This window comes from Caenimonas terrae (genome assembly GCF_042655405.1).
Lineage (GTDB): Bacteria > Pseudomonadota > Gammaproteobacteria > Burkholderiales > Burkholderiaceae_C > Ramlibacter > Ramlibacter terrae_A.
Genome location: NZ_JBHSMF010000009.1, coordinates 343,440 through 367,899 on the forward strand (window position 1 = coordinate 343,440; position 24,460 = coordinate 367,899).

Sequence of the window (24,460 nt, forward strand, 5' to 3'; positions counted from 1 at the left end):
CCCGCCTTGCAACCAACATGGAGAACCCCATGCCAGTCCTCGACAGTTACCTCTTTTTCAACGGCAATTGCGCCCAGGCCATGCGCTTCTACGAGAAGACGCTGGGCGGCAAGCTGGAGACGATGATGACCTATGCCGAGGCGCCGCCCGAGGCGCGCCAGCCCGGCGCGGACGACCGGATCATGCATGCCAGCCTGAACATCGACGGTCGCCGGCTGATGGCGTCCGATGCGCCTCCCAACCAGCCGGTGCAGGGCATGCACGGCTTCTCGCTGTCGCTCGGATACGCCAGCGTCGACGAGGCCAGGCGCGTGTTCGACGCCCTGAGCGCCGGCGGCAAGGTGACCATGCCGGTGAGCAAGACCTTCTGGGCCGAGGCCTTCGGCATGCTGACCGACCAGTTCGGAACGCACTGGATGGTCAGCGGCGGCGGGCAGGCCTAGAAGGCAGCGCGCGGCGGGGCCCACGCCCGGACGGCGCCGCGTCCGACACACCAGGCGGGGCCGGCTTGCGTATCCAAGGCAGGTGCAGACTTTTGCGCCGATCCAGAGCCGCCGGATGTCAGGCGGCAACCAGGGACCACAAGCCATGTTCAAACTCACAGCCATCGCCGCGCTCGTCGCACTTCTTTCCGCCTGCTCCAGCATGTCAGGCGGCGCCACCACCACCGGGTCCAGCGGCATGTCCCGTTCCACCATGGGCGCGCCCGGCGCCGGCATGGGCAACGGCGCCTACGGCAGCGGCGGCAACGGCGGCCCGAACTGAGCATCGGCGGAGGTAGCAACCGAAAGGTTGCATTTCAGGGGGCGCCGGGCATAATGCAACCAGGAGATTGCATATGACCGCACCACCGTCCACCGACCGCATCGAACGCAGCATCCACATCGAGGCTCCCCGCTCGCGCGTCTGGCGGGCGCTGGCCGACGCAAGCGAATTCGGCAACTGGTTCGGCGCCCGGCTGCAGGGCCAGGCCTTCGCGCCCGGCCGCCGCGTCCAGGGGCCGATCACCATCGCCGGCTACGAGCACCTGACCTTCGACGTGATCGTCGAGCGGGTGGAGCCCGAGCAGCTGCTGTCCTATCGCTGGCACCCGTGCACGCCCGGCATGGAAGCGGACGAGTCGACGCAAGAGCGCACGCTGGTCACCTTCACCCTGAAGGACGCCGGCGGCGGCACGCTGCTGACCGTGGTGGAAACCGGCTTCGACAAGATCCCGCCGGAGCGCCGGCTGGAAGCCTTCCGCGGCAACAGCGCCGGCTGGGACGGCCAGCTGCGCAACATCCAGCGCCATGCCACCCAGGGCTGAAGCCGCGGCGCCCTCGAACGCCGACCTGGCGAGCGTGTTTTTCGCGCTCGGCGACGAGACGCGGCTGCGGCTGGTCGCCGTGCTGTGCGCCGGCGGCGCCTTCTCCATCGCGCAGCTCACCGCCACCACAGCCATCACCCGGCAGGCGGTCACCAAGCACCTGCAGGTGCTGGCCGATGCGCGGGTGGTGAAGGACGTGAAGGTGGGGCGCGAGCGCCTGTGGCAGCTGGACCCGGCGCAGATCGACGACGCGCGCCGCTCGCTGGAGGTGATCGGCCGGCAATGGGACCAGGCGCTGGGCAAGCTCAAGGCCAGCGTGGAGGCGTCCTTGCGCTGACGACAACAGGCTCCACGCCGATGCGCCGCCAGTGCCGCATGGCCGCCAGTACTACTTGCGTCTGAGGGGTATCCACCGCGAGGCGGCGACGGATGCGGGGATTACCATCTCCGCTCAGTCAAGGGGAGGGCCGCATGGCGAGACGAAGAAGGCACAGCGGTGCCGAGCAATTGATGGACCTTGTGGCGATGCTGCCCTGGTGGGCTGGCGTTGCACTCGCAGTCGCGTCCTATTTCGTGCTCAACAAGCTGTCTGTTGCTCCCCCGCCCCGCGTGCTGCAGCCAGGGCAAACTGCGCCCTTTGTCCTAAACGGAATGGTGGCAGCACTGGCTTTCGCGGGGCAATTCGCCGTTCCGCCGATCTGCATCATTGCCGCCCTGACGTCGCTGTACAGGCGGAAAAGGCGAGAAGGTCTGGTCGAAGACGTGACGCAGTCGAATGCCGCGGCCGCGCTGAACGCCATGTCCTGGCAGGAATTCGAGTTGCTGGTCGGCGAAGCCTTCCGGCTGCAAGGCTACAAGGTCACCGAACAGGGCGGTGCGCAGGCCGACGGCGGCGTCGACCTGGTGTTGCGCAAGGGAGGCGAAATCTTCGTCGTCCAGTGCAAGCAATGGAAGGCCTTCAAGGTCGGCGTGGACGTCATTCGCCAGCTCTATGGCGTGATGGCGGCCAGCGGCGCGGCGGGCGGCTTCGTCGTGACCTCCGGAACGTTCACCGAGGGCGCAGAGGCGTTTGCCCACGGACGCAACATCAGCCTGGTGAACGGTCCCAGGCTGTTCGGGATGATCCAGCAGGCGAAAGAGTCGTTGGCGGTGGCTGCGCCCAGGCCGGCTCCGGTACCGCTGGCGCCGGCGGCGCCCCAATGTCCTGCCTGCAATGCATCGATGGTGCGCAGGACGGCGCAAAAGGGAAGCACGGCCGGAGCGCAGTTCTGGGGCTGCTCGCGCTTTCCGGCCTGCCGCGGGACGCGCCAGGTCTGACGGCCGACCAGGTGGAATGGGCGAGCCTGGTCTTCGTGATGGAGCAATCCCATCGCGCCAAGCTGGCCCGGCGCTTCGCGCGCGAGCTGGCCCGCAAGGAGGTCGTCTGCCTGGACATTCCCGACGATGACGGCTTCATGCAGCCGGAACTCATCGCACGGCTGCAACAGCGGGTCTGGCCGCACCTGCGCTGACGACGCCGGCAGGCGAATTCCTGTATCGTCGCGCCCAATGCCCGATCCCATCCTCTCCGTCACCGGCCTGTCCAAGCGCTACGCCACCGGCTTCCAGGCGCTGAAGAACGTCGACCTGCAGATCGAGCGGGGCGAGATCTTCGCGCTGCTGGGGCCCAACGGCGCCGGCAAGACCACGCTGATCAGCATCGTCTGCGGCATCGTCAACGCCAGCGAGGGCAAGGTCACGGTGGACGGCCACGACATCGGCGCCGACTACCGCGCCGCGCGCTCGCTCATCGGCCTGGTGCCGCAGGAGCTGACCACCGAGGCCTTCGAGACGGTGTTCAACACGGTCTCCTTCAGCCGCGGGCTGTTCGGCAAGCCGGCCAACCCGGCGCACATCGAGAAGGTGCTGCGCGACCTGTCGCTGTGGGACAAGAAGGACAACGCGATCCGCACGCTCTCGGGCGGCATGAAGCGCCGGCTGCTGATCGCCAAGGCGCTGTCGCACGAGCCCAGGCTGCTGTTCCTGGACGAGCCGACGGCCGGCGTCGACGTCACGCTGCGCCAGGAGATGTGGGCGCTGGTGCGGCGGCTGCGCGAGTCGGGCGTCACCATCATCCTGACCACCCACTACATCGACGAGGCCGAGGAGATGGCCGACCGCATCGGCGTGATCAGCAAGGGCGAGATCATCCTGGTGGAGGGCAAGGCCGAACTGATGCGCAAGCTGGGCAAGAAGCAGCTGACGCTGCAGCTGGGGCAGCCGCTGCAGGCGCTGCCGGCGGCGCTGGCCTCGCATGCGCTGGAGCTGGCGGCCGGCGGCAGCGAGCTGACCTACACCTACGACGCCAAGAACGAGCATTCGGGCATCGCGGCGGTGCTGCAGGACCTGGACGCCGCCGGCATCCACTTCAAGGACCTGCGGACCAGCCAGAGTTCGCTGGAAGACATCTTCGTCAGCCTGGTGCGGGAAAAGGAAGCATGAACCTCTACGCCATCCGCGCGATCTACCGGTTCGAGATGGCGCGCACCATGCGCACGCTGCTGCAAAGCATCGTCTCGCCGGTGGTCTCCACCTCGCTGTACTTCGTGGTGTTCGGCTCGGCGATCGGCTCGCGCATCCCCGAGGTCGGCGGCGTGAGCTACGGCGCCTTCATCGTGCCGGGGCTGGTGATGCTGTCGCTGCTGACGCAGAGCATCTCCAACGCCTCGTTCGGCATCTACTTTCCCAAGTTCACCGGCACGATCTACGAGCTGCTGTCGGCGCCGGTCTCCACGCTGGAGATCGTCATCAGCTACGTCGGCGCCGCGGCTACCAAGTCGATCGTGCTGGGCCTGATCATCCTGGCCACGGCTGCCCTGTTCGTGCCGATGCAGATCCTGCATCCGGGTTTCATGCTGCTGTTCCTGCTGCTGACGGCCGTCACCTTCAGCCTGCTGGGCTTCATCATCGGCATCTGGGCCGACGGCTTCGAGAAGCTGCAGTTCATCCCGACGCTGATCATCACGCCGCTGACCTTCCTGGGCGGCAGCTTCTATTCGATCGACATGCTGCCGGCCTTCTGGCAGAAGGTCAGCCTGTTCAACCCGGTGGTTTATCTCGTGAGCGGCTTCCGCTGGAGCTTCTACGGCGTCTCCGACGTCGGCGTCGGCGTCAGCCTGGCGATGACGCTGGTGTTCATGGCGATCTGCCTGGGCGTGGTCGGCTGGATCTTCCGCACCGGCTACCGGCTCAAGAGCTGAGCGGGGCGCGCCGGGCCGGCGCCGCAACAGGCAACTATCTGGTTGCATGTTCCGGAGTTGCGGGGCACAATGGAAATGCAGCCATGTGGTTGCATATCATCCATCGAGGAGTCCCCATGGACCATTTCCGCCGCCAACTCGTCCTGTCCGCGCCTGCCGCGGACGTCTACCAGGCCCTGGCCACGCAGCAGGGGCTGCAAGGCTGGTGGACCCAGTCGTGCGAAGCCGACGGCCACGCCGGCGGGCGCGCCACGTTCCGCTTCGGCCAGACCCGCAAGGTGATGCGCATCGACCGGCTCGAGCCCGGGCGCGAGGTGCGCTGGCACTGCATCGAGTCGCACATCGCCATCGCCGGCGTCCCGCCGGACGAGTGGCGGGACACGCAGATCGTGTTCCGCCTGACGCCGCGCGGGGCCGCGCAGACCGTGCTGGATTTCGAGCACATCGGCCTGACGCCGGCGCTGGCCTGCTGGGGCGCCTGCAACAAGGGCTGGGACCATTTCCTGGGCAGCCTGCGCAGCCTGGTCGAATCGGGCGAGGGCGCGCCGTATCTGCCCTCGGTGTCCGCCAGCTGCGGCGGCGCGGCCACCGCCGCCGCGGCCAGCGGCGCCAGCGCGGCTCTGGCCTAGGGCTGCAACGCGAAGCGCGGCGCCTGCGCGGTCAGCAGGGCGACGCGCGGCGCCACGCCCCACGCCTGGCCGATCGCCTGGGCCAGCGCGTCCAGCAGCTTGCGCACGTCGGCGGCCGCGCCGGCGTGCATCGCCTCCGCCACGATCAGCACGCAGGCCGTGTCCTCGCGCACCGCCGACAGTCCGCTTTGCCGGTGCGTCCAGCGCCGGGCGTGGGCGTTGCCTTGCGCGTCGACGAAGCCCACTTCGCCCGGCTCCGGGTGCTCGGTCTCGCCGGAGAAGGCCAGGTAGGTCTCGGTGCCGCCGGCGTGGCGCACCTGCAGCGGCCACGCCACCTTCGACGCGTCGAGCACGGCCACCGGAACGGCGAATGCGATCGAGGCGGCGTTGCACAGGTCGATCAGCGGATGGATGGAGGGCAGCGCACCTTCCTTGCGGAAGCGCCGCAGCAGCGATTCGGAGGCGCAGCGGTATTGCGTCGGCTTCAGGCCCATGCGCTGGAAGGCCCGGCGCCAGGCCTGGATCTCCGGCAGCTCGCCTTCGGACAGCACGCCCTCCAGCCGCGCCTGGGCGATCGCGTTGAACTGCGCTACCGCGCCATCGACGGATGCCTGGGCGTGGATGCCCTCGACAAACAGCACGCCGGCCGTCAGCTCCGGGTACTGGCTCCAGATGGCGGGGGCATGGTCGAAGTGCATGGCGGGATTTTCACCCAGCCGCCGCCGGACCGTTCCATTGTCTAATTCCCCCGATGAACGCTTCTGCCGCCTGGTACAACCAGCTGATCCAGCCCGCCTTCGCGCCGCCCTCCTGGGTGTTCGCGCCGGTGTGGACCGTCCTGTATGTGGTGATCGCGATCACCTTCGGCTCCGTGTTCTGGCTGGCGGTCAGGCGCCGCGTCCCCGCGGGCACGGCCTTGCCCTTCGCGTTGAACATCGTCTTCAACCTGGCCTTCACGCCGCTGCAGTTCGGGCTGAAGAACAACGCGCTGGCGGCCATCGACATCCTGCTGGTGCTCGTCACGCTGGTGTGGGCGCTGCGCGCGATCTGGCCGCGCCGGCGCTGGGTGGCGCTGGCGAACCTGCCGTACCTGGCCTGGGTGATGTTCGCGACCGTGCTGCAGCTGACGATCACCTGGCTGAACCGCTGAGGGCGCGCACCGTCGTCCTCTTGCGTCCTTTGCCGGGTCCGGCCGATTACATTGTCTAATCCGGGCATGGCAATCCAGTGGTTTCCCGGGCACATGAACCTGACGCGCAAGGCGATCGCCGAGCGCATCCAGGAGATCGACGTCGTCATCGAGGTGCTGGACGCGCGCCTGCCCGGCTCCAGCGCCAATCCGCTGCTGGCGGAGATGACCGGCCACAAGCCGACGCTGAAGATCCTGAACAAGCAGGACATGGCGGACCCGGCGCGCACGCAGCAATGGCTGGCGCACTACAACGCCCAGCCCGGCACGCGCGCCATCGCGCTGCAGGCCAGCAACGCGGCGGCGGTGGCGCCGCTGGCGGCCGCCTGCCAGGCGCTGGCGCCCGGGCGCGGCGGGCTGGCCAAGCCGATGCGGGTGCTGATCTGCGGCGTGCCCAACGTCGGCAAGAGCACGCTGATCAACCAGCTCACGGGCAAGCACCACGCCAGGACCGGCGACGAGGCCGGCGTCACCAAGATGGAGCAGCGCATCACGCTGGCCGACGACTTCTACCTGTACGACACGCCCGGCCTGCTGTGGCCGCGCATCATCGTGGCGCAGAGCGGCTACAACCTGGCCGCCAGCGGCGCCATCGGCCGCAACGCGTACGACGAGGAGCTGGTGGCGCTGGAACTGCTGGAGCGGCTGCGCCAGGACTATCCCGGCCTGATCGAGGACCGCTACAAGCTGGCCGGCGTCGCCGCGATGAAGGACGAGGAAGTGCTGGAGGCCGTGGGGCGCAAGCGCGGCGGGCTGCTGGGCAAGGGCAAGGTCAACACCCAGAAGGCGGCCGAGATCGTCATCACCGAATTCCGCAACGCCACGCTGGGCCGCATCACGCTGGAGACGCCCGGGGAGTTCGCGCAGTGGCTGGCCACCGGCCAGCAGCTCGATGCCGAGCGGCTGGCCAAGAAGGAGGCCAAGGCGGCCGCCAAGAAGAAGGGCAGCCGCTCCGCGCCGCCCGCCTAGCCTGTGATGCCGGATGGCAGCGACTAGCGCGGCGAAGTCTCGCAGCCGATGCGCTTGAGGGTGGCGTCGATCCAGCTGGTGTCGTGCTTGCCGGCCTTGATGTTGGCCAGCGTCGTCTCCTCCAGCGCCACCTTGGCCTGGGCGGCCTTCAGCACCTCCGCCGCGTCGGCGAAGGGCACGCACAGCACGCCGTCGCCGTCGCCCAGGATCAGGTCGCCGGGCTGCACCACCATGCCGTCGATCGCGATCGGCACGTTGATCTCGCCGGGGCCGTCCTTGTACGGGCCGCGGTGGGTGACGCCGGCGGCATAGACCGGGAAGTTGCCGGCGGCGATCACGTCGATGTCGCGCACCGCGGCGTTCAGCACCACGCCGGCCAGGCCGCGGCTGACCGCGTAATTGAGCATCAGCTCGCCGAACAGCGCGTTGGTCAGGTCGCCGCCGCCGTCCACCACGATCACGTCGCCCGGGCCGGCCAGGTCCAGCGCCTTGTGGATCATCAGGTTGTCGCCCGGCCGCGACTTCACCGTGATGGCGGCGCCGGCCATCCGGCCGCCCTTGTGCATCGGCCGCAGCCGCGGGCCGCCGGCGCTCATGCGGGTCATCACGTCGCTGACGTTGGCCACCGGGATGGAGGCGAAGGCCTTGACGAAGTCGTCGGCGATGCGCCGCTGGCGCTGGAGAATCTGCAGTCCGATCATGGGGTGTCCCGTTGGGTGAATGGTTGTTGTTGGTCCGGCAGCAGCATGCCCGCATCGAGCTGCTCCAGCGAGGTGACGCCGAGCAGCCCATGTTGCGAGAGACCTCCTGCCGCAGCAGGTCGATCGCCCGCCGCACGCCGGCCTCGCCGCCGATCGCCGCCGCAAAGCTGAAGGGCCGGCCGACGACCACGAATTTTGCCCCAAGCGCCAGCGCCGATGACGCCGCCGGCGTCAGGCGGCCGGCCTGCTCATGGCTCCTTGTCCGCCGGCACGGCCATGCCGGAGAGCTTCTGCACCTCGAGCGCCATCGCGCTCCAGTCCCAGTCGGCGCGGCCGCCCTCGCACAGCGCGTCCAGCAGCTGCTCGGCCAGCGTCGCCGCCGGCAGCACGGCACCGGCGGCCCGCGCGGTGTCCAGCGCGATGCGCAGGTCCTTGCGCATCAGCGCGGCCCGGAAGCCCGGCTTGAACTTGCCCTCGATGATGCGCGGGCCGTGGTTCTCCAGCGAGAAGCTGCGGCCGGTGCCGCCCAGCAGCACCTCGCGCATCAGCGCCGGGTCCACGCCCTGCGCCCTGGCGAGCGCCATCGCGTCGGCCACGCCGAGCAATGCGCCCGCCACCGCCACCTGGTTGCAGGCCTTGACGGTCTGGCCGGCGCCCAGATCGCCGACCCGGGTGACGCTCTTGCAGAAGGCGCCCAGCACCTCGCGGCAGGCGTCGATCGCTTCGGCCGGGCCGCCGACCATGCAGCCCAGCGTGCCGGTCTGCGCGCCGGCCTGGCCGCCGCTGACCGGCGCGTCGATGAAGATCACGCCCTGGCCCTGCAGCCGCTCGCCGAAGCGGCGGGCCGCGGCGGCGGCGATGGTGCTGGTGTCTATAACGACGCAGCTCTCGCGCAGGCCGTGCGCCAGCCCCTCGTCGCCGAACAGCACGGCCTCGACCGCGGCCGCATCCGACAGGCTGAGGATCACCAGGTCGCACTCGCGCGCCATCGCGGCGGCGGACGGGAACGCCTGCGCGCCCGCGGCGATGAAGGGCGCCGCCGCATCGGACCGGCGGGCGAACACCCGCAGCGGATAGCCTTTCTTGAGCAGGTTGTGGGCGATGCCTGCGCCCATGGAGCCGAGGCCGGCGATGCCGATGCGGGCTTGCGGCCCGAAGGACGGAGTGCTCATGGGGCGATCGGCTTGCGGGCCAATTCGCGGGCAGTCACCGCGGAGCGGGTGGAAGTCAGGTGGGTCATGTTCTTGTCTCCTGCGCGGTATTGTCGGCGCGCCGCGGCCGCGGGCCGCCGATGCAGGAAAATAGCGCGATGACTGAAGCCACCCCCAACGACCAAGCCGCCCAGCCCGCCCGCCCCGAACTGCCGGACCACCTCTCGGTGGACCCGCGCAGCCCGCATCACGTGGCCGCGATCTTCGAGCACGACATCGGCATCCGCCTCAACGGCAAGGAGCGCCACGACGTGGAGGAGTACTGCATCAGCGAAGGCTGGGTGAAGGTGCCCGCAGGCAAGACGGTCGACCGCAAGGGCAAGCCGCTGCTGATCAAGATCAAGGGGGCGGTGGAGGCGTTTTATCGGTGACCCTGCGTCCGAGGGGGAATCGATTGATTTGCGGCGACTTCCCGACAGGCGCTGATCACTGGCTCATTAACAGCCGGACCACCTCACCAAACCAGCGATCGCTTCAGCGATTTGTTGCCTGTAAGGTTGTTTGCCACCTCGGTGAAGTCCGCTCTGCCAAAGATCGGTGGCACGTGGTCTGTTATTGCCCTCACCAGCATCGCTGTAGCCATGCAGAGCTCGTTCGCGTGTGCAATGTTCAGTTCCTCAAGAAGGCGGACCAGTTTGGCCGTGTCCCACTTCGTCTTCGGTATTCCGCGTAGCTCGCCGATCCTGCTGACAGCTACGTACGGCGACTTGTCTGACCTTGACGTGGCGCTCAGCGATCCAACACGAACTTGTTCAGGACTGCGCGCTCCCTTGCGCCCAATCTCGTTGAGGCCTGCTTGAATTACTGCGCGTGTCGACTTTACGTCGGCAACCGAGGGACCCACACCACAGGAGCTCCCGGCAGCGAACATAAGCTGTGTCGAAAAGTCGTTTAACGGTCCTAGTTCGGCTGTTAGCACTGACCTTGCTTCCAGAGCCAACTGCTGATATTCAGCCTGGTCATCGGCGCTTAAACGCATGCCGAACATCGGCGTTGGCTCGAAGCGCGCCTCGAGCGCCTTCATAGCTGCAATGAACGTAGGCAGTTCGGTGCTCACAATTGCCCGCTGTTGTTCAAACTGAACCGGCGATGGCGAAAACCGCCGCCTTCATTTGTGGAAGGTCAGTCTGGATGGTCGTCCACACAATCCCTTGATCGACCTTGAAGTAACCATGCGCCAGGGCGTTGCGCATCTCGTACGCGAAATTCCAGGGGACTTCGGGATGACTGGCAGCGAACTGCGCGTAATGCTGGGTGATCTTGTTGCATGCCTCGCCAATCACCTCGAAGTTGCGGATGACGGCGTCGCGGGTCTTCTTGTCTGCCAGGTACCCAGCGCTGTCCATGCCCGATGTGTACTCGATGATGTTGTCGATCGCTTCGAGGATGTGGCCCAGGTAGTCTTGTACCCGCAGCGGATCGCGCCGATTCATACCGGCCGGGCGTCTCTCAACACCTGGGCGCGGAATTTTTCCGGAAGCGCGTTGGGGGTGAGCACGTCGATGTCCATGCCCAGCAACTGCTTCAGTTCGAAGCGGATCGCGCCAATGTCGAACAAGGTTGTTTGCGCCGTGGGCTCGACGAGAAGATCCAGGTCGCTGCCCGGCTCGTCATCGCCACGCATGGCCGATCCGAACACGCGAATGTCGCTCACGCGGTGGCTCAACGCGATCTCGCGGATTCGCGCGCGGTGCAGCTGGAGTGCTTCGGAGGGGCGCATGCGACCGATTGTGTTTCAGTGACGGTCCGCTTGGCAAGCGTTGGAACGCAGCGCGGGCGTGCCACTACTTTGCGAACGAATCCTTCATGCCGGTGATCTTGTTGAACACGACATGACCGACGCCATGGTTCTTGCGGTCCGCCACGAAGTACCCGTGCCGCTCGAACTGGAAGCGGTCATCCGCCTTCGCCTGCGCCAGCGCCGGCTCCACGTACGCGGTCACCACCTTCAGGCTGTCCGGGTTGATCTCTTCCAGGAAGTCCTTGTCGGTCGTGTCCGGTTGCGCCACCGCGAACAGGCGGTCGTACAGGCGCACTTCGGCCTGCACCGCATCGGCCGCGCCGACCCAGGTGATCACGCCCTTGACCTTCACGGCGTCGCTGCCCGGCGTGCCGCTCTTGGTGTCGGGGATCAGTTCGGCCTGCACCTCGGTCACGTTGCCCGCCGCATCCTTCGTCGCGCCGGTGCAGGTGATCACGTGGCCGTACTTCAGCCGCACCTTGTTGCCGGGGAACAGGCGGTTGTAGCCCTTGGGCGGCGCCTCTTCGTAGTCGGTCTTCTCGATCCACAGTTCCTTGCCGAACTTGAACTCGCGCTTGCCGGATGCCGGGTCGCGCGGGTTGATCGGCGCCGAGCAGACGTCCTGGAAGCCCGCGCCCATCAGCGCATCCCAATTGGTGATCACCAGCTTCACCGGCTCCAGCACCGCCATCGCGCGCGCCACCTTGGGGTCCAGGTCGTCGCGCAGCGCGCCTTCCAGCGTGCTGTAGTCGATCCAGCTGTCGCTCTTGGTCACGCCGATCCGCTCGGCGAACAGGCGCAGGCTCTCGGGCGTGTAGCCGCGCCGGCGCAGGCCGACGATGGTGTTCATGCGCGGGTCGTCCCAGCCGCTGACATGGCCTTCGTCCACCAGCTGCTTCAGCTTGCGCTTGCTGGTGATCACGTACGTCAGGTTGAGCCGCGCGAATTCATACTGGCGCGGATGCGGCTTGTTGATCAGGCCGCCCTCGCTCAGCCGGTCCAGCAGCCAGTCGTAGAAGGGGCGCTGGTCCTCGAACTCCAGCGTGCACAGGCTGTGGGTGATGTTCTCCAGCGCGTCTTCGATCGGGTGCGCGTAGGTGTACATCGGGTAGATGCACCACTTGTCGCCGGTGCGGTGGTGGGTCGCCCGCCGGATCCGGTAGATGGCCGGGTCCCGCATGTTGATGTTGGGGCTGGCCATGTCGATTCTGGCGCGCAGCACGGCGGCGCCGTCGGCCAGCTTGCCGTCGCGCATCTCGCGAAAGCGCGTCAGGTTCTCGTCGATGCTGCGGCTGCGAAAGGGGCTGTCCGTTCCCGGCTTGCTGAAGTCGCCGCGGTTGTGCCGCATGTCCTCGGGCGACTGCTCGTCCACGTAGGCCAGGCCGGCTTCGATCAGGTATTCCGCGGCCCGGTACATGAAGTCGAAATAGTCACTGGCGTGGTACAGGTGCTCGGTGCCGTTGGCGTCCCAGCCGAAGCCCAGCCACTTCACCGCGTCCAGGATGCCGTCGACGAATTCCTGGTCTTCCTTTTCCGGGTTGGTGTCGTCGAAGCGCATGTGGCAGACGCCGCCGTAGTCGCCGGCCAGGCCGAAGTTCAGGCAGATGCTCTTGGCGTGGCCGACGTGCAGGTAGCCGTTGGGTTCGGGCGGAAAGCGGGTGCGGATCCGGGCCGGGTCGCTCCGGCCGGCCTGGTGGTGGGCCGCGTCGCCGGGGCTGCCGCCCCACATCCGCTGGGCGTAGGTGCCTTGCTCCAGGTCCTTCTCGATCACCTGGCGCAGGAAATTGCTGGGTTTTGGCGGCTCTTTGTCGGCGGGAGAAGTCATATCCGTCCGATTCTAGGGTTTGCCCAAGCGAGAAGCATTTCACGGTCCTTTGCGGCGGCTTTACCGTTGGGTAACCTCTGGCAACGGATTTGACCGTCCATGCGGTATTCGCCGGGGGCCTGCGGTGCGTTAATAGTGGGAAGGGATGCCTCTGTGCGCCCTCACCAAGGAGTCAAACATGAAAATCAACCGCTCTGGATTCGTGAAGGCCGCCGCAGCCGCCGCCATCGCGCTGGCGGCACTAGGCACGGCATCGGTTGCCGAGGCCCGCGGCAATGTGTTCTTTTCCATCGGCGCGAACGTGGCCCCCGGCGTGACGCTGGGCGTGTCCAACGCGCCGTACTATGCCGCCCCGGCGTATTACGCGCCGGCCCCCGTGTACTACCAGCCGGCCCCGGTCTATTACGAGCCGGCGCCTGTGTACTATCAGCCAGCCGTGTATTACGCTGCCCCGGTCATCACCGTCGGCCGCCCGTATTACCGGCACCATGGCCGCCACTGGCGTTAAGGCCGGTCCGAGTTTCCAAGGTTAGCCCCGCTGTGTTGCAGCGGGGCTTTTTTCATTCCGCGCAGTGGAATTGGCGCCGGAGCTGGCCGGGGCAGCGGCGGCGTCGGGCTCGGGCGGCGGCTCGGTGGGCGTGCGGGTCATCGCTTCCATCTGCCTGTCGCGACTGCGCCGGGCGGAATCCGAGAGGGTGCGGGCCAGCCGTGAACGCACGCTCGCCAGGCCTTCGCCGGTGTGGCGATCGCCCGGGTCGTTGTCCTTGGACGGGCCATCGCGTCTGGCCGTGGCTGGAGCGCTCGTCACGTGCTTTCCCCGATTGAAGCTTCACTGTTCGCCCGCGCGCTGCGGGCGCTTGCAGGATCGGCGCGCCTGAGCGGGTAGGTGGGCGCCGACAAAAAAAGGCCCCCAGGCTGTTGGGCCTGGGGGCAATATGCCAGTCGCGGGACGGAGGGCCGGACCAGCTCACCCCGGAGGAGGAGGGGACTCAGAGGAGTCGGGGTGATTTGGGGTGAAAAGCGCCGCTAGCTGGGTCGTCAATAGCCGCGCTTGTCGTTCGAGAGGGTTCTGGAGGCAACCAGCAGCGCTTCGGGCTGCTGCACGGCGCCATCGGCGGCCCGCTGCATGGCGACCTCGGCGGCCGTCACGCGCTCGCCGTTCGTTCCGCGCACGCGGCCGTCGTCATGGGATGCGAATGCGGCCATCATGACCGCGGTGCCGGTGATCAGCACGAAGGCGTAACCGGCTGCCAGTCCGCACATCCGCACGGTGTGCGATGCACTCTTGGAGGCGGACCTGTGCGTGACCATGAGACAAGTAGACAAGCCGCCTCGGCCGGCGTTTGTAGGACGGCGCCCACAAATCCTGCAAGACGACAGCCCTTCCGGATGAGTTGGATGGCGTGGCTGGGCTTGGATTGCGTGGCGACGTTGGCGCGGAGAAATATGGATGACGGGTCGAGCCCGGCATGACAGGCTTGCCCTACATCGCCTTGAACAGATGCGCGTAGAGCCGGCTGACGGGCAGCTTCTCCTTGGCGCCGCGCAACTGCAGGTGCAGCTTGCCGGCATCGTCGCGGGTGACTGAATCGATGGCGTCGGCGCGCACGACGGTGCCGCGGTGCACCTGCCAGAAGCGCTGCGGGTCCAATTGCGGCAGCAGTTCGCGCAGCGGCGTGCGCAACAGGTACTCGCGATTGGCGGTCAGCACGCGCAGGTACTTGTCGGCGGCCTCGAAATAGAGCACCTCCTCGACCGGCACCATGCGGATGGCGTTGCCGACGCTGACCTGGATGGTGCTGAGCGTCCTGGCCTGCGACGGCACGCCCGCCAGCAGGTTGCGCAGCTGGCCGAGCGTCGCCTCGATGTCGCTGCCGCCCGCGGCGCGCCCGGCCAGCGCCTGCTGCACCTTGGCCACCGTCTTCTGCAGCCGCGCCGGCTGCACCGGCTTGACGATGTAATCCACCGCCTGCGTCTCGAAGGCCTGCAGCGCGTACTGGTCGTAGGCGGTGACGAACACCAGCGCCGGGAAAGGCGGCTCGGCCGGCCAGTCGTCCGCCAGTTCCGCCGCCGCCTCCAGCCCGCTCTGGCCCGGCATGCGGATGTCGAAGAACAGCACGTCGGGCAGCAGCTCCAGCGCCTTCGCCACCGCCGACTTGCCGTCGCCCACCGTGGCGGCGATGCGCAGCTCCGGCCAGGCCTGCGCCAGCTCCTGCTGCAGCGACAGCGCCAGCAGCGGCTCGTCCTCGGCGATCAGGGCCAGCGGCGGCTTGCTGGCGTTCATGCGGCGACCGGCAGGTGGGTGGTGGTGATGGCGCCGCGGCCTTCCTCGGCGCTGAACTCCAGCGCCGCCGCCGCGCCGTACAGCGTGGCCAGCCGCTCGCGCACCTGCGTCATGCCGAAGCCGCTGCCCTTGACTGCCGCCCGCGCGGTGCCGATGCCGGTGTCGCTCACCGTCAGCGTCAGCACGCCGGCCTCCAGCCTGGCGCTCACCGTGATGCGGCCGCCTTCCACCTTCGGCTCCAGCCCGTGCTGGATGCTGTTCTCCACCAGCGGCTGCAGCAGCAGCGTGGGCACCTGCAGCTGCGCCAGCTCGGGCGGCAGCTCCAGCGTGTACGCCAGCCGCGGGCCCATGCGCACCGCCATCAGCTCCAGGTAGTCGCGCAGCCGGTCGAACTCCGCCTCCAGCGTGTGGGTGGCGGCGCGCGACGCGTTCAGCGTGGCGCGCAGGTACGCGATCATGTGGTCCAACATGCGCTGCGCGCGCGGCGGGTCGGCGCCGATCAGCACCCGCAGGTTGGCCAGCGTGTTGAACAGCATGTGCGGCTCCAGCTGGCTTTCCAGCAGCTTGAGCTGCGCTTCGCTGGCATGCCGGCGCGCCTCGCGCATCTTGCGTTCCAGGTACGCGCTCTTGTTCAGGCTGTAGAAGTAGTAGCTGCCCGACACGCCGGCCAGCAGCGTGATCATGATGGAGGTGCGCAGCTCGGCGCGGGCCGGCCCGCTCTCCCACGAGGACCAGCCGAACCACCGGTCGCCCACCAGGGTGCCGAAGAAGTAGCCGCCGATGATGCCGGCCACCGTCAGCGCGATGCCTGACGCGCCAAGCGGCCAGCCCGTCTCCCGCGCCGAGGGGATGAAGTGGCGGCCGCAGTCGATCAGCGCCCAGGTGCCGGTGCCGATGGCCACCGAATACACCAGCGGGATCTCGTAAGGCCTATCGACATGGAACGCGTACTGGATGGCGGCGATCGCCAGGCAGAACGCGACCACCTGCAGGTAGTTGCGCAGCTTGTCGAGCCAGTCGATCCGCATGGCCGCCTCAGCGCTCGCCGCGCTCGCGCTGCAGCTTGTCGCGCTCCTTCTGCACCAGGCGCTCGCGCAGTCCGCTGCCGCTGCCGATCACGAACACCGAGATCCCGTGCAGCGCCAGCCCCAGCCCCCAGCCGAGCACCGGCGCCAGCGACCAGCGCCGGGTGCCGAAGGCGTATTGCGACATCGCGAACAGGAACAGGTTGACCAGCACGTAGACCGTGGCGTGCGTGTACCAGCCCAGCTTGGCGCCGGCGCGCTTGCGGGCGAGGCGGTCGATGTCGTCGGGCGTGAGGGGGCTGTTGGCCATGCGGGATCGATTCTAGGGGAGCAGCTTCTGCTGGAAGAAGGAGACGATCCGCGCCTGCGCGACGGGCACCTGCGCGCGGTCGAAGCCCGGCGGGTCGGACAGCAGGTCGGCCGCGATCCGTCCCAGGTCCTGCAGCGGCGGCCGCGGCGACAGCAAGGAACCGTGGCCGGCGGTCGGCAGGTCGGCCACCAGCACGCATGTCTTGCAGGCCTGCAGCACGGCGTCGGCGTGGAAGCGCGGCACCAGCCAGCGGTCCTGGCCGGCCCGCACGATGCCCAGCGGCACCCGCGGGTGGGCCAGCGACTGCAGGTCGAAGTCCACCGCATAGGGCACCTCGGCCACCACCGCGGCGACGCGGTTGTCGGTGTGGCTGTACCAGTTGCTGTCCACCAGGCGGTAGCGGATCACGCGGATCGCCACCGCCTTGCGCAGGTCGTCCAGGAAGTTGCCGCGCAGCTGGGTGGCCAGCCCGACGCAGCTGGAGAAATCCTCCTCCAGGTGCTGTTCGCAATGCTGGCGCATCAGGGACGGCGACCAGCGCCCGCCCGCCATGCTCAGGGCCGTGTGGCCGCCGGCGGACATGCCGTACATGCCCACCTTGTCCAGCGCCAGATGGGCGGCGAAGCGCCGGTCCTGCGCCACGCTGTCGATGGCGCGCGAGACTTCCAGCGGACGCCGGCGCCAGCTCACCGGCCCGGCGTCGCCCATGCCCTTGTAGTTGTCGCCGAGGTGTTCCGGGAAGGCGACGGTGAAGCCGGCCTCCACCAGCTTGCGCGCCAGGTCGCTGTGGACCCAGGGCGCGCCGCCGGAGCCGTGCGACATGACCACCAGGTGGCCGTTGCCGGGCAGGGGCGCGGCGTCAACGGCCACCTGCAGCGCGAAGGCCCCGCGCTGCAGCGGCTGGTCGGCCGCGGCGGTCGGGTAGAAGACCGTGACCGGCCCGTCGCCCTGCTGGCCGGGCAGGGTGGTGAGGCCGACGCCGGCCTGGGCCCAGGCCGCGCCCAGTGCCAGCAGGCAGGTGAGGAGGTAGCGTTTCATGGCGTGCAGCTCCGCTTACCAGGCGTCGCGCTGGGAGGCCAGCCGGTTGCGCTCCTGCTGCACCAGCCGCTCGTGCAGGCCGCCACCGCCGGTGGCCAGGAACACCGTCAGGCCGTGGATCGCCAGCCCCAGGCCCCAGCCCAGCGCCGGGTAGATCGCCCAGTGGCGCCCGCCGGATGCGGCCAGCAGGACCAACAGCAGGTTGACGGCGACGTAGACGGTGGCGTGGATGTACCAGCCCAGCTTGGCGCCGGCGCGCTTGCGGGCCAGCCGCTCGATCCGGGCGTCGGCGTCGTCCATGTCGGTCATGGAGGCGGTGGAGGTGGTGGTGGAGGACATGGCGGTTTCCTTTCAGGCGCGGGCGGTGGAGACGGAGGCCGGCGCGGTGCGCCGCGCCAGGCGGGCCAGGCGGATCGAGCGGCCGCTGAAGATGCCGCTGAAGGCGCCGTAGATCACGCCGTAGGTGAGCGAGTAGCTCGCGTCCTGGGCCAGCGCGGGGTTCATCGCCACTTCGACGCCGACCACGTACTTGACCAGGAAGATGCCCAGGATCAGCGCCAGCGGCACCCAGCTGCCGGGCACGGTGAACGTGCGCTCCTGCGGGTTGTAGCTGCTGCCCCGGGGCGGCTGCATGCTGCCCACCGCCGTGGCCAGCACGACGGCGGCGACCACCCAGGCCAGCATCACATAGCCGTAGATGACGGAATGGCTGAAGGCCGAGACGGCGCCCCACAGCGACAGCCCGGTCATCGCCACCGGCATGACGCCGACGCGCACGGCGCTCACAGTGTTGCTCCTGAGCATGCTGGCGCCCAGCCACAGCAGGCCGGCCAGCAGCGCCCAGACCCAGGTCGGGGTGTTGGAGAGGATGGGCCCGATCGTCTGGGGCCTGGCGATCAGCATCTGGATCAGCATGGTGGTTTCTCCTGTGGATTTGTCGGTTGGATGGAAGGTGTCAGAGCAGGCCGAGCTGGCCCCAGACCAGATGGCCGAGGTAGCGGTTCGGCAGCAGGGTGAAGGCGCCGGCCACCAGGCAGGCGCCGACGTAGAGGCGCTGCATCGTCTTGCGGTGGGCGGAGACGTTGCCCCTGGCCAGGAACCAGAAGGCGCCGAACAGGGCGACCAGCGTCACCGGGATCAGCAGGTGGATCGGCGTGTAGCCGTGCAGGTTGGGCAGGCGGAAGTCGCGGATGAAGATCGCCGACACGGCGGCGGCGACCATCAGCGTGACCCAGGCGTAGCCGAAGGCGCGGTGCAGCCGCGGCCGCTGGGCCCGGCCCTTGCGTGCCCACAGCGCGACCGGGCCGGTGACCACCGCGCCGAGGGCGGCGGCCATGTGGACGGCAATGATGGGCGTGAGCTGCATGGTGGTCTCCTGGGCGTCGTTCGATGCCGCAACAATAGGCAGCGGCCTGGCCGGCAGCCAGCGCGATGGGACGAAACAGGAGAAAACCGGGGCGAAATGCAGCCGGCGGGTGCGAAATTCAGCCCGGGGGCGGGCTCAGGCCCGGCGCGCCCCGGTGTCGGCGATCACGCCGCCGTCTTCCTTGGTGAAGGGCGGCACCTTGCCCACCGGCAGCAGCTCCAGCACTTCCTCGGACGGCCGGCACACCTTGGTGCCCAGCGCGGTGCGCACGATGGGGCGCTCCATCAGGATCGGGTGCTGCTGCATGAAATCCAGCAGCTGCTCGTCGCTCCACTTGGGGTCGTCCAGCCCCAGCTCCTCGTAGGGCGTGCCCTTGCGCCGCAGCAGCGAGCGCACGTTCATGTTCATCGCCTGGAGCAACGCCTTGAGCTCGCCGCGCGAGGGCGGCGTCTTCAGGTACTCGACCACCTGCGGCTCGATGCCGGCATGGCGCAGCAGCGCCAGGGTGTTGCGGCTGGTGCCGCAGGCGGGGTTGTGGAAGATGGTGGCGTCGGTCATGGTCGATTGTTGTCTAGGGATTGGATGGCTGCAGGCCGGCGGCGGCCAGCACGCCGACCACGGCGCCGGCGGCCTGCGCCGCCACGAAGCCGATGGCGCTGGCCGGCGCGATGCCGGCGAAGCTGTCGCTCATCATCCGTCCCAGCACGGCTGCCGGGTTGGCGAAAGAGGTGCTGGCGGTGAACCAGTAGGCCGCGCCGATGTAGCAGGCCACCAGCGCAGCGCCCTTGCCGGCCGGTGCCCGCAGGATGACCAGCACCAGGCCGGCGGTCGCCACCGCCTCGGCCAGCCATTGGCCCGGACCCGCGCGCAGCTTGCTGCTCCATTGCAGCAGCGGCAGCTCGAACATCAGGTGCGCCAGCCAGGCGCCGGCGACCGCGCCCAGCAGTTGGGCGCCGATGAAGGCCGCCACCGCGAGCTTGCGGTCGGCCGGCGCGAAGCTGCCGCGGGCAGCCAGCACCAATGTCACCAGCGGATTGAAGTGCGCGCCGCTGACCGGGCCCAGCGTCTCGATCAGCACGTAGAGCGCGAACATCGTGACCAGGGTGTTGGCCAGCAGCGCGATGGCGACGTTGCCGCCGCTCAGGCGCTCGGCCATGATGCCCGAGCCGATCACGGCGCACAGCAGCATGGCCGTGCCCAGGAACTCGGCCAGCACCGCCGGCGACAGGCGATGCTTCATCGGCCGGCGCGCCCGCGGGCCGCGGCTGTCACGTGGGTCCGGGCGGCCATCGCGGCGTCAGCAGCAGGAGCGGGCGCCGGCCTGGGGCGCCGCGGCGCAGCAGGCGGCTGCGGCGGCGGCCGGCTTCTCGCTGAACACCGGGATGCCGTCCAGGGTGTGGAACTGCTCCCAGGCGATGCCCTGCGGATCGGTCACCCAGTACTTGTCGCTGCGCGCGTAGCAGCAGCTGGTCTCGCCTTCGTCGAGCACCGCCATGTCGGCCTTGGCGGCATGGCCGCGCAGTTGCGCCAGGTCTTCCTTGCTCTCCACCTGGATGCCCAGGTGGTCGACGCCGGCGGCGCTGCCGCGGGTGGAGATGGCGAAGTTCACCGGCGGGTCGGTGAGCATCCACTTGGCGTAATCGGCTTCGGTGCGGGCCGGCTGCTGGTCGAACATCGCCGAATAGAAGGCGATGTTCTTCTGCAGGTCGTTCACATGGACGTGGACGTGAAAGCGTTTCATGGGGGCTCTCCTTGGGGTTAACAGGGTTTGCAGGATTCGGAACCGGCCACGGCGCAGGACTCGCCCTGGCAGCAGTGCTCGGTGAGGTAGGCCAGCAGCGCATTCATCTGCCCGAAGTCGGCGCGGTAGATCAGGTTGCGGCCATCGCGCTGCTGCGTCACCAGGCCGGCGTTGGCCAGTTCCTTGAGGTGGAACGACAGGGTGGCGCCCGCCACCTCCAGTTCCTCGCCCAGCTGGCCGGGGGTGCGGCCCTGCGGACCGGCCACGACCAGCGAACGGAACACGCGCAGGCGCATGGCCTGGGCCAGGGCGGCCAGCGACTGGATGGCGGTGCTTTCTTCCATACTTCCATGATACTAGAAATATGGAATGGTGTGAAACGGCTTCGGGTGGGTAAGGGGCTACTCAGGGGCCGGCAGTCATAATGCGCGACCTTTCAAGGAGCAAGAGTGGACGTCGTACTGCTGGTCAAGGCCGCAATCATGGGAGTGGTCGAGGGCCTGACCGAATTTCTCCCCGTTTCCAGCACCGGGCACCTGATCCTGGCCGGCGCCTTGCTCGACTTCGCCGACGAGAAGGCCAAGGTGTTCGACATCGCGATCCAGACCGGCGCGATCCTGGCGGTGATCATCGTGTACTGGCAGAAGATCCGCGAGACGCTGGTGGCGCTGCCCACGCAGAAGCGCGCCCAGCGCTTCACGCTCAACGTGCTGATCGCCTTCCTGCCGGCCGTGGTGCTGGGGCTGCTGTTCGGCAAGGCGATCAAGGCCCACCTGTTCACGCCCTGGGTGGTGGCCACCACCTTCATCCTCGGCGGCTTCGTCATCCTGTGGGCCGAGAAGCGGCCACCCACGGCGGTGCGCATCAACGAGGTCGACGAGATGAGCCCGCTGGACGCGCTGAAGGTGGGCCTGGCGCAGTGCCTGGCGATGATCCCGGGCACCAGCCGCAGCGGCGCCACCATCATCGGCGGCATGCTGCTGGGCCTGTCGCGCAAGGCGGCGACCGAGTTCTCCTTCTACCTGGCGATCCCGACGCTGATCGGCGCCGGCGCGTACAGCCTGTTCAAGGAGCGCGCGCTGCTGAGCGCGGCCGACCTGCCGCTGTTCCTGGTGGGGCTGGTGTTCTCGTTCGTGAGCGCGTGGATCTGCGTGCGCTGGCTGCTGCGCTACATCTCCAGCCACAGCTTCGTGCCCTTCGCGTGGTACCGGATCGCCTTCGGCATCGTGGTGCTGGCCACCGCCTGGAGCGGCGTGGTGAACTGGGCGGACTGATGCTCGCGCGGCTGCTCGCCCTGTGCCTGCTGGTGGCCGTGTGGCCGGCAGCGGCGGTCGAGCAGGTTGCGTTCGCTGCCGCCGACGGCAAGCTGCAGCTGGCCGGCTGGTGGTTTCCGGTGGCCTCGCAGGTGCCCCGGCCGGCGGTGATCGCGCTGCACGGCTGCGGCGGCTTGCTCAACGCGAAGAAGCAGCTCAATCCCGTCTGGCCGCGGCAGGCCGGCTACTTCAACGCCGAACAGATGAACGTGCTGGTGCTGGACAGCTTCACGCCGCGCGGGCAGGGCTCGATCTGCGCGATCCCGAACCGGCAGCGCACCGTCTCCGAGGAGGACCGGCGCGACGACGTGTTCGCGGCGATGGCCTGGCTGGCCGCGCAGCCGCAGGTCGACGCCAGCCGGATCGCGGTGGTGGGCTGGTCGCACGGCGCCCAGACCGTGCTGAGCGTGCTGGACGCGGCCGACCGCGCGGTGCAGGCGCAGCCGCTGCGCCCGCGCGCCGGCGTGGCGTTCTATCCCGGTTGCCGCAAGTTCCTGTCGATGCGCCGCTACGCGCTGAGCGCGCCGCTGCTGCTGATGGTCGGCGAGCTGGACGACTGGACACCGGCAGCGGACTGCGTCGCCTTGGGCAACAAGCTGCGCGGGCCCGGCCGGCCGGCGCTGGATCTCACCGTCTATCCCGGCAGCTACCACGGCTTCGACGGCTTTGCGGCGGTCGGCGTGCGCGAGGATGCCGGCAACACCCGCTCGGGCAAGGCGACGGCCGGGGGCAATGCGGCAGCGCGCGTGCTGTCGCATGCGCGGATGTTCGATTTCCTGGCGGCGCAACTCGAGCAGCCGCTGCGGCTGTCGCACGAGCAGCGCATGAAGCAGGCGCAGCCCGGCGCGCCGCCGCGCTAGAGCCAGGCCGAGGGCCGCAGCCGCTCGGCGCGCTTGAGCGGCTTCCAGCGGCCCTCCGGCTGCGCCAGCCGGTTGGCGACGATGCGCAGCACGTCCGGGTGGTTGACCATGCCCAGGTGGCTGGCGTCCACTTCCACGCTCTCGGTGCGGCGCGAACGCTTCTCGATGCAGCCGCGCCAGTTCACGATGCCGTCGCTCTTGCTGAAGATCGAGGTGGTGGGCACCGGCGGGCTCTCGCGCAGCCGCGCCTCGACCGCGGGCGCGAGCTGGCCGGCGTCGCCATTGAGCATCTTGTAGAGCGCGCCCGCATGGGTGGAGTCGCCCAGCGCCGAGAACGGCGTGGCCAGCGTGATCACGGTGCGCACCGCGTCGGGTTCGCGCTTGGCGATCTCGCGGGCGAAGATGCCGCCCAGGCTCCAGCCGATCAGGCTGACCTTGCGGCCGTCATGGCGGTCCTGCACCTCACGCACGTTCGCCGCCAGGCCGTCCAGCCATTCGTCGAACTCGCCCTCGTGGCCGATGTTGACGCCGCCGCCCCAGTCGTTGGCCTGGAAGCCGGCATGGCGCAGGAAGTTGCGCAACTGCGAGGTGTTCATCGAGCCCGCGCCCAGGCCCGGATAGACGATCACCGGATGGCCGTCGCCGACCGATTCCGGGTGGGCCGTGACGTGCGACCCGAACGCGTCCAGCATGGCCCGCAACGGCTCGGCAAGCAGCAGGGCCAGCGAAGGAGCTCGCAGGGGCGAAGGGAGGGTTTGGCTGGTGGGCATGAATACAATGTGGGTTCTGCCTCATGCTTTGCGTGTGGGCGTTCGCGGCGCGCGCCTGTAGGACTGGAGCGCTGGAAATGCTGCAGTGCAGCATTCCTGCCTTTCGAGCGGCAATCCACGCCGTTCAGGGCGGCAGAAAGTCGTACCCGCGCAGGGCCGCTTCGATCGCCGCGGCGGTGGCCAGCGGCTTCTCCATCGGGAACAGGTGGCTGCCATCGAGCATCATCATCCGGCCCCGGGTCACCTGCTCGGTCATCGCGGTCCCCACCCGCTTCATCTCCAGCGACTGCCGCCCGCCGATGAAGGCGGCCGGGCACTTGAGCGGATGGCGCTTGAGCAGCCGGTCCAGGTTGTCCGGCAGGGTGTTGTAGATGGCGGTCTCGACGTCGCGGTCGAAGTCCAGCGCCCGCCCGCCATCCTCGACCTCGTGGGTGCAATGGGTGACGTAGTCCAGCAGCACCTGCGGCTCCCATTTCGCGAAGGCCTTCTTGTGGCGCAGGTGGTCCAGCGCCGCCTCCTTGGACGGCCAGCTGTTGCGGCGCTTGCGGCTGACCGCGCCGGGCGAGAGCGAGCCCACCAGCGGCGTGAGCTTCATCGCATTGAGCGCGGTCGCCTTCCAGCCGCCCAGCAAGGGCGAATCCAGCAGCAGCACGCCGCGCGCCAGTTCCGGATGGCGGGCCGCGCACATCAGGCTGAGGAACCCGCCCAGCGAATGGCCGACCAGGAACGCCGCCTCGCCGGCCTTGTCGACCTCGCGCCGGGCGAAATCCGTCAGCTGCGCCACCAGGTAGGGCCAGTTGTCGGTGACGGGGTAGGCCGGGTCGTGGCCGAACTTGTCCACCGCCTTGACCACGAAGCCGCGCGAGCGCAGGTTCTTGAACAGGACGCTGTAGGTGGCGGCCGGAAAGCTGTTGCCGTGGGAAAAGACGATGAGCGACATCAG

36 protein-coding genes and 1 pseudogene are annotated in these 24,460 nt (G+C 68.6%); 15 read left to right on the forward strand and 22 right to left on the reverse strand.

Annotation, left to right across the window (positions count from 1 at the left end; genetic code table 11):
• The first annotated feature begins 29 nt into the window (after positions 1 to 29).
• From ACFPOE_RS15375 to ACFPOE_RS15415, 9 genes are all read left to right on the forward strand, one after another.
• On the forward strand, positions 30 to 443 hold the full coding sequence (locus ACFPOE_RS15375; RefSeq protein WP_376851005.1) for a VOC family protein: 414 nt from the start codon (positions 30 to 32) through the stop codon (positions 441 to 443).
• A gap of 145 nt (positions 444 to 588) precedes the next feature.
• Positions 589 to 765, forward strand: coding sequence for a hypothetical protein (locus ACFPOE_RS15380; RefSeq protein WP_376851006.1), 177 nt, complete (start codon positions 589 to 591; stop codon positions 763 to 765).
• Positions 766 to 838: 73 nt separating this feature from the next.
• A complete protein-coding gene (locus ACFPOE_RS15385; protein WP_376851007.1) occupies positions 839 to 1,306 on the forward strand; it encodes an SRPBCC family protein in 468 nt (155 codons plus the stop codon).
• A complete protein-coding gene (locus ACFPOE_RS15390; RefSeq protein WP_376851008.1) occupies positions 1,290 to 1,643 on the forward strand; it encodes an ArsR/SmtB family transcription factor in 354 nt (117 codons plus the stop codon). Before ACFPOE_RS15385 ends, ACFPOE_RS15390 begins: the two co-directional genes overlap by 17 nt.
• A 134-nt stretch (positions 1,644 to 1,777) precedes the next feature.
• A complete protein-coding gene (locus ACFPOE_RS15395) occupies positions 1,778 to 2,623 on the forward strand; it encodes a restriction endonuclease (RefSeq protein ID WP_376851009.1) in 846 nt (281 codons plus the stop codon).
• Between the two features lie 38 nt (positions 2,624 to 2,661).
• A complete protein-coding gene (locus tag ACFPOE_RS15400) occupies positions 2,662 to 2,817 on the forward strand; it encodes a hypothetical protein (RefSeq protein WP_376851010.1) in 156 nt (51 codons plus the stop codon).
• Between the two features lie 37 nt (positions 2,818 to 2,854).
• Positions 2,855 to 3,787 (forward strand): ABC transporter ATP-binding protein, encoded by a 933-nt coding sequence (locus ACFPOE_RS15405; protein ID WP_376851011.1) that lies wholly within the window; start codon positions 2,855 to 2,857, stop codon positions 3,785 to 3,787.
• Entirely contained in the window at positions 3,784 to 4,545 is a 762-nt protein-coding gene (locus tag ACFPOE_RS15410) for an ABC transporter permease (protein ID WP_376851012.1), read from the forward strand. Before ACFPOE_RS15405 ends, ACFPOE_RS15410 begins: the two co-directional genes overlap by 4 nt.
• Before the next feature lie 116 nt (positions 4,546 to 4,661).
• Complete coding sequence (locus ACFPOE_RS15415; RefSeq protein WP_376851013.1) at positions 4,662 to 5,174, forward strand: SRPBCC family protein; 513 nt, start codon at positions 4,662 to 4,664, stop codon at positions 5,172 to 5,174.
• Here the strand turns inward: ACFPOE_RS15415 and ACFPOE_RS15420 are convergent.
• On the reverse strand, positions 5,171 to 5,872 hold the full coding sequence (locus ACFPOE_RS15420; protein ID WP_376851014.1) for a B3/B4 domain-containing protein: 702 nt from the start codon (positions 5,870 to 5,872) through the stop codon (positions 5,171 to 5,173). The two genes, ACFPOE_RS15415 and ACFPOE_RS15420, sit on opposite strands and share 4 nt — an antisense overlap.
• Before the next feature lie 53 nt (positions 5,873 to 5,925).
• Here ACFPOE_RS15420 and ACFPOE_RS15425 point away from each other — a divergent pair, with 53 nt between their 5' ends.
• Positions 5,926 to 6,324 (forward strand): TspO/MBR family protein, encoded by a 399-nt coding sequence (locus ACFPOE_RS15425; protein WP_376851015.1) that lies wholly within the window; start codon positions 5,926 to 5,928, stop codon positions 6,322 to 6,324.
• A gap of 66 nt (positions 6,325 to 6,390) precedes the next feature.
• Positions 6,391 to 7,332, forward strand: a complete 942-nt coding sequence (ylqF, locus tag ACFPOE_RS15430; RefSeq protein WP_376851016.1) for a ribosome biogenesis GTPase YlqF — start codon at positions 6,391 to 6,393, stop codon at positions 7,330 to 7,332.
• Between the two features lie 23 nt (positions 7,333 to 7,355).
• On the opposite strand, the gene ACFPOE_RS15435 is transcribed toward ylqF, so the two are convergent.
• The 3 genes and pseudogenes from ACFPOE_RS15435 to ACFPOE_RS15445 all read right to left on the reverse strand — a co-directional run bounded on the left by ACFPOE_RS15435 (position 7,356) and on the right by ACFPOE_RS15445 (position 9,205).
• Positions 7,356 to 8,033 (reverse strand): RraA family protein, encoded by a 678-nt coding sequence (locus ACFPOE_RS15435; protein WP_376851017.1) that lies wholly within the window; start codon positions 8,031 to 8,033, stop codon positions 7,356 to 7,358.
• Positions 8,030 to 8,247 (reverse strand): annotated as a pseudogene (locus ACFPOE_RS15440) (alpha-hydroxy-acid oxidizing protein); the annotation flags it as partial. The gene ACFPOE_RS15435 and the pseudogene ACFPOE_RS15440, both read right to left, overlap by 4 nt.
• A gap of 34 nt (positions 8,248 to 8,281) precedes the next feature.
• Positions 8,282 to 9,205, reverse strand: coding sequence for an NAD(P)-dependent oxidoreductase (locus tag ACFPOE_RS15445; RefSeq protein ID WP_376851018.1), 924 nt, complete (start codon positions 9,203 to 9,205; stop codon positions 8,282 to 8,284).
• A 137-nt stretch (positions 9,206 to 9,342) separates the two neighbouring features.
• Here ACFPOE_RS15445 and ACFPOE_RS15450 point away from each other — a divergent pair, with 137 nt between their 5' ends.
• Positions 9,343 to 9,615 (forward strand): DUF3297 family protein, encoded by a 273-nt coding sequence (locus tag ACFPOE_RS15450; RefSeq protein ID WP_376851019.1) that lies wholly within the window; start codon positions 9,343 to 9,345, stop codon positions 9,613 to 9,615.
• 83 nt (positions 9,616 to 9,698) lie between these two features.
• On the opposite strand, the gene ACFPOE_RS15455 is transcribed toward ACFPOE_RS15450, so the two are convergent.
• The 4 genes from ACFPOE_RS15455 to ACFPOE_RS15470 form a co-directional block, all read right to left on the reverse strand.
• Positions 9,699 to 10,268: a hypothetical protein gene (locus ACFPOE_RS15455; protein WP_376851020.1), complete on the reverse strand. Its 570-nt coding sequence runs from the start codon at positions 10,266 to 10,268 to the stop codon at positions 9,699 to 9,701.
• 49 nt (positions 10,269 to 10,317) lie between these two features.
• Complete coding sequence (locus tag ACFPOE_RS15460; RefSeq protein WP_376851021.1) at positions 10,318 to 10,677, reverse strand: HepT-like ribonuclease domain-containing protein; 360 nt, start codon at positions 10,675 to 10,677, stop codon at positions 10,318 to 10,320.
• On the reverse strand, positions 10,674 to 10,964 hold the full coding sequence (locus ACFPOE_RS15465) for a nucleotidyltransferase family protein (protein ID WP_376851022.1): 291 nt from the start codon (positions 10,962 to 10,964) through the stop codon (positions 10,674 to 10,676). The genes ACFPOE_RS15460 and ACFPOE_RS15465 overlap by 4 nt, the downstream gene beginning before the upstream one ends.
• 64 nt (positions 10,965 to 11,028) lie before the next feature.
• Positions 11,029 to 12,810: a glutamine--tRNA ligase/YqeY domain fusion protein gene (locus ACFPOE_RS15470; protein WP_376851023.1), complete on the reverse strand. Its 1,782-nt coding sequence runs from the start codon at positions 12,808 to 12,810 to the stop codon at positions 11,029 to 11,031.
• Between the two features lie 178 nt (positions 12,811 to 12,988).
• On the opposite strand from ACFPOE_RS15470, the gene ACFPOE_RS15475 reads away from it, so the two are divergent.
• Positions 12,989 to 13,318 (forward strand): hypothetical protein, encoded by a 330-nt coding sequence (locus ACFPOE_RS15475; RefSeq protein ID WP_376851024.1) that lies wholly within the window; start codon positions 12,989 to 12,991, stop codon positions 13,316 to 13,318.
• A 530-nt stretch (positions 13,319 to 13,848) separates the two neighbouring features.
• On the opposite strand, the gene ACFPOE_RS15480 is transcribed toward ACFPOE_RS15475, so the two are convergent.
• The 12 genes from ACFPOE_RS15480 to ACFPOE_RS15535 form a co-directional block, all read right to left on the reverse strand.
• A complete protein-coding gene (locus ACFPOE_RS15480; RefSeq protein ID WP_376851025.1) occupies positions 13,849 to 14,121 on the reverse strand; it encodes a hypothetical protein in 273 nt (90 codons plus the stop codon).
• Between the two features lie 172 nt (positions 14,122 to 14,293).
• A complete protein-coding gene (locus ACFPOE_RS15485) occupies positions 14,294 to 15,094 on the reverse strand; it encodes a LytR/AlgR family response regulator transcription factor (RefSeq protein ID WP_376851026.1) in 801 nt (266 codons plus the stop codon).
• Complete coding sequence (locus ACFPOE_RS15490) at positions 15,091 to 16,122, reverse strand: sensor histidine kinase (protein ID WP_376851027.1); 1,032 nt, start codon at positions 16,120 to 16,122, stop codon at positions 15,091 to 15,093. Before ACFPOE_RS15490 ends, ACFPOE_RS15485 begins: the two co-directional genes overlap by 4 nt.
• Positions 16,123 to 16,129: 7 nt before the next feature.
• Entirely contained in the window at positions 16,130 to 16,429 is a 300-nt protein-coding gene (locus ACFPOE_RS15495) for a 2TM domain-containing protein (protein ID WP_376851028.1), read from the reverse strand.
• A gap of 12 nt (positions 16,430 to 16,441) precedes the next feature.
• On the reverse strand, positions 16,442 to 17,467 hold the full coding sequence (locus ACFPOE_RS15500) for an alpha/beta hydrolase family protein (protein WP_376851029.1): 1,026 nt from the start codon (positions 17,465 to 17,467) through the stop codon (positions 16,442 to 16,444).
• A gap of 15 nt (positions 17,468 to 17,482) precedes the next feature.
• Entirely contained in the window at positions 17,483 to 17,806 is a 324-nt protein-coding gene (locus ACFPOE_RS15505; protein ID WP_376851030.1) for a 2TM domain-containing protein, read from the reverse strand.
• 12 nt (positions 17,807 to 17,818) lie between these two features.
• Complete coding sequence (locus ACFPOE_RS15510; protein WP_376851031.1) at positions 17,819 to 18,382, reverse strand: DUF6622 family protein; 564 nt, start codon at positions 18,380 to 18,382, stop codon at positions 17,819 to 17,821.
• Between the two features lie 40 nt (positions 18,383 to 18,422).
• Positions 18,423 to 18,833, reverse strand: coding sequence for a DUF2306 domain-containing protein (locus tag ACFPOE_RS15515; RefSeq protein WP_376851032.1), 411 nt, complete (start codon positions 18,831 to 18,833; stop codon positions 18,423 to 18,425).
• A gap of 135 nt (positions 18,834 to 18,968) precedes the next feature.
• The gene (gene arsC / locus ACFPOE_RS15520) at positions 18,969 to 19,391 is read right to left on the reverse strand and encodes an arsenate reductase (glutaredoxin) (RefSeq protein ID WP_376851033.1); all 423 of its coding nucleotides are present in this window, start codon (positions 19,389 to 19,391) and stop codon (positions 18,969 to 18,971) included.
• A 13-nt stretch (positions 19,392 to 19,404) separates the two neighbouring features.
• Complete coding sequence (locus tag ACFPOE_RS15525) at positions 19,405 to 20,073, reverse strand: aquaporin (RefSeq protein ID WP_376851034.1); 669 nt, start codon at positions 20,071 to 20,073, stop codon at positions 19,405 to 19,407.
• A gap of 57 nt (positions 20,074 to 20,130) precedes the next feature.
• The gene (locus ACFPOE_RS15530) at positions 20,131 to 20,574 is read right to left on the reverse strand and encodes an ArsI/CadI family heavy metal resistance metalloenzyme (RefSeq protein WP_376851035.1); all 444 of its coding nucleotides are present in this window, start codon (positions 20,572 to 20,574) and stop codon (positions 20,131 to 20,133) included.
• A gap of 17 nt (positions 20,575 to 20,591) precedes the next feature.
• Positions 20,592 to 20,918, reverse strand: a complete 327-nt coding sequence (locus ACFPOE_RS15535; protein WP_376851036.1) for an ArsR/SmtB family transcription factor — start codon at positions 20,916 to 20,918, stop codon at positions 20,592 to 20,594.
• Positions 20,919 to 21,023: 105 nt separating this feature from the next.
• On the opposite strand from ACFPOE_RS15535, the gene ACFPOE_RS15540 reads away from it, so the two are divergent.
• A complete protein-coding gene (locus ACFPOE_RS15540; protein ID WP_376851037.1) occupies positions 21,024 to 21,848 on the forward strand; it encodes an undecaprenyl-diphosphate phosphatase in 825 nt (274 codons plus the stop codon).
• Positions 21,848 to 22,747, forward strand: a complete 900-nt coding sequence (locus ACFPOE_RS15545) for a dienelactone hydrolase family protein (RefSeq protein ID WP_376851038.1) — start codon at positions 21,848 to 21,850, stop codon at positions 22,745 to 22,747. Before ACFPOE_RS15540 ends, ACFPOE_RS15545 begins: the two co-directional genes overlap by 1 nt.
• Here ACFPOE_RS15545 and ACFPOE_RS15550 read toward each other — a convergent pair.
• Together ACFPOE_RS15550 and ACFPOE_RS15555 are read right to left on the reverse strand one after the other, a co-directional pair.
• Positions 22,744 to 23,517 carry an esterase/lipase family protein gene (locus tag ACFPOE_RS15550; RefSeq protein ID WP_376851039.1) on the reverse strand — a complete coding sequence of 258 codons (774 nt, stop codon included), beginning with the start codon at positions 23,515 to 23,517 and terminating at the stop codon, positions 22,744 to 22,746. The genes ACFPOE_RS15545 and ACFPOE_RS15550 overlap by 4 nt on opposite strands.
• 124 nt (positions 23,518 to 23,641) lie before the next feature.
• Positions 23,642 to 24,457, reverse strand: a complete 816-nt coding sequence (locus ACFPOE_RS15555; protein WP_376851040.1) for an alpha/beta hydrolase — start codon at positions 24,455 to 24,457, stop codon at positions 23,642 to 23,644.
• Between the last annotated feature and the right edge of the window lie 3 nt (positions 24,458 to 24,460).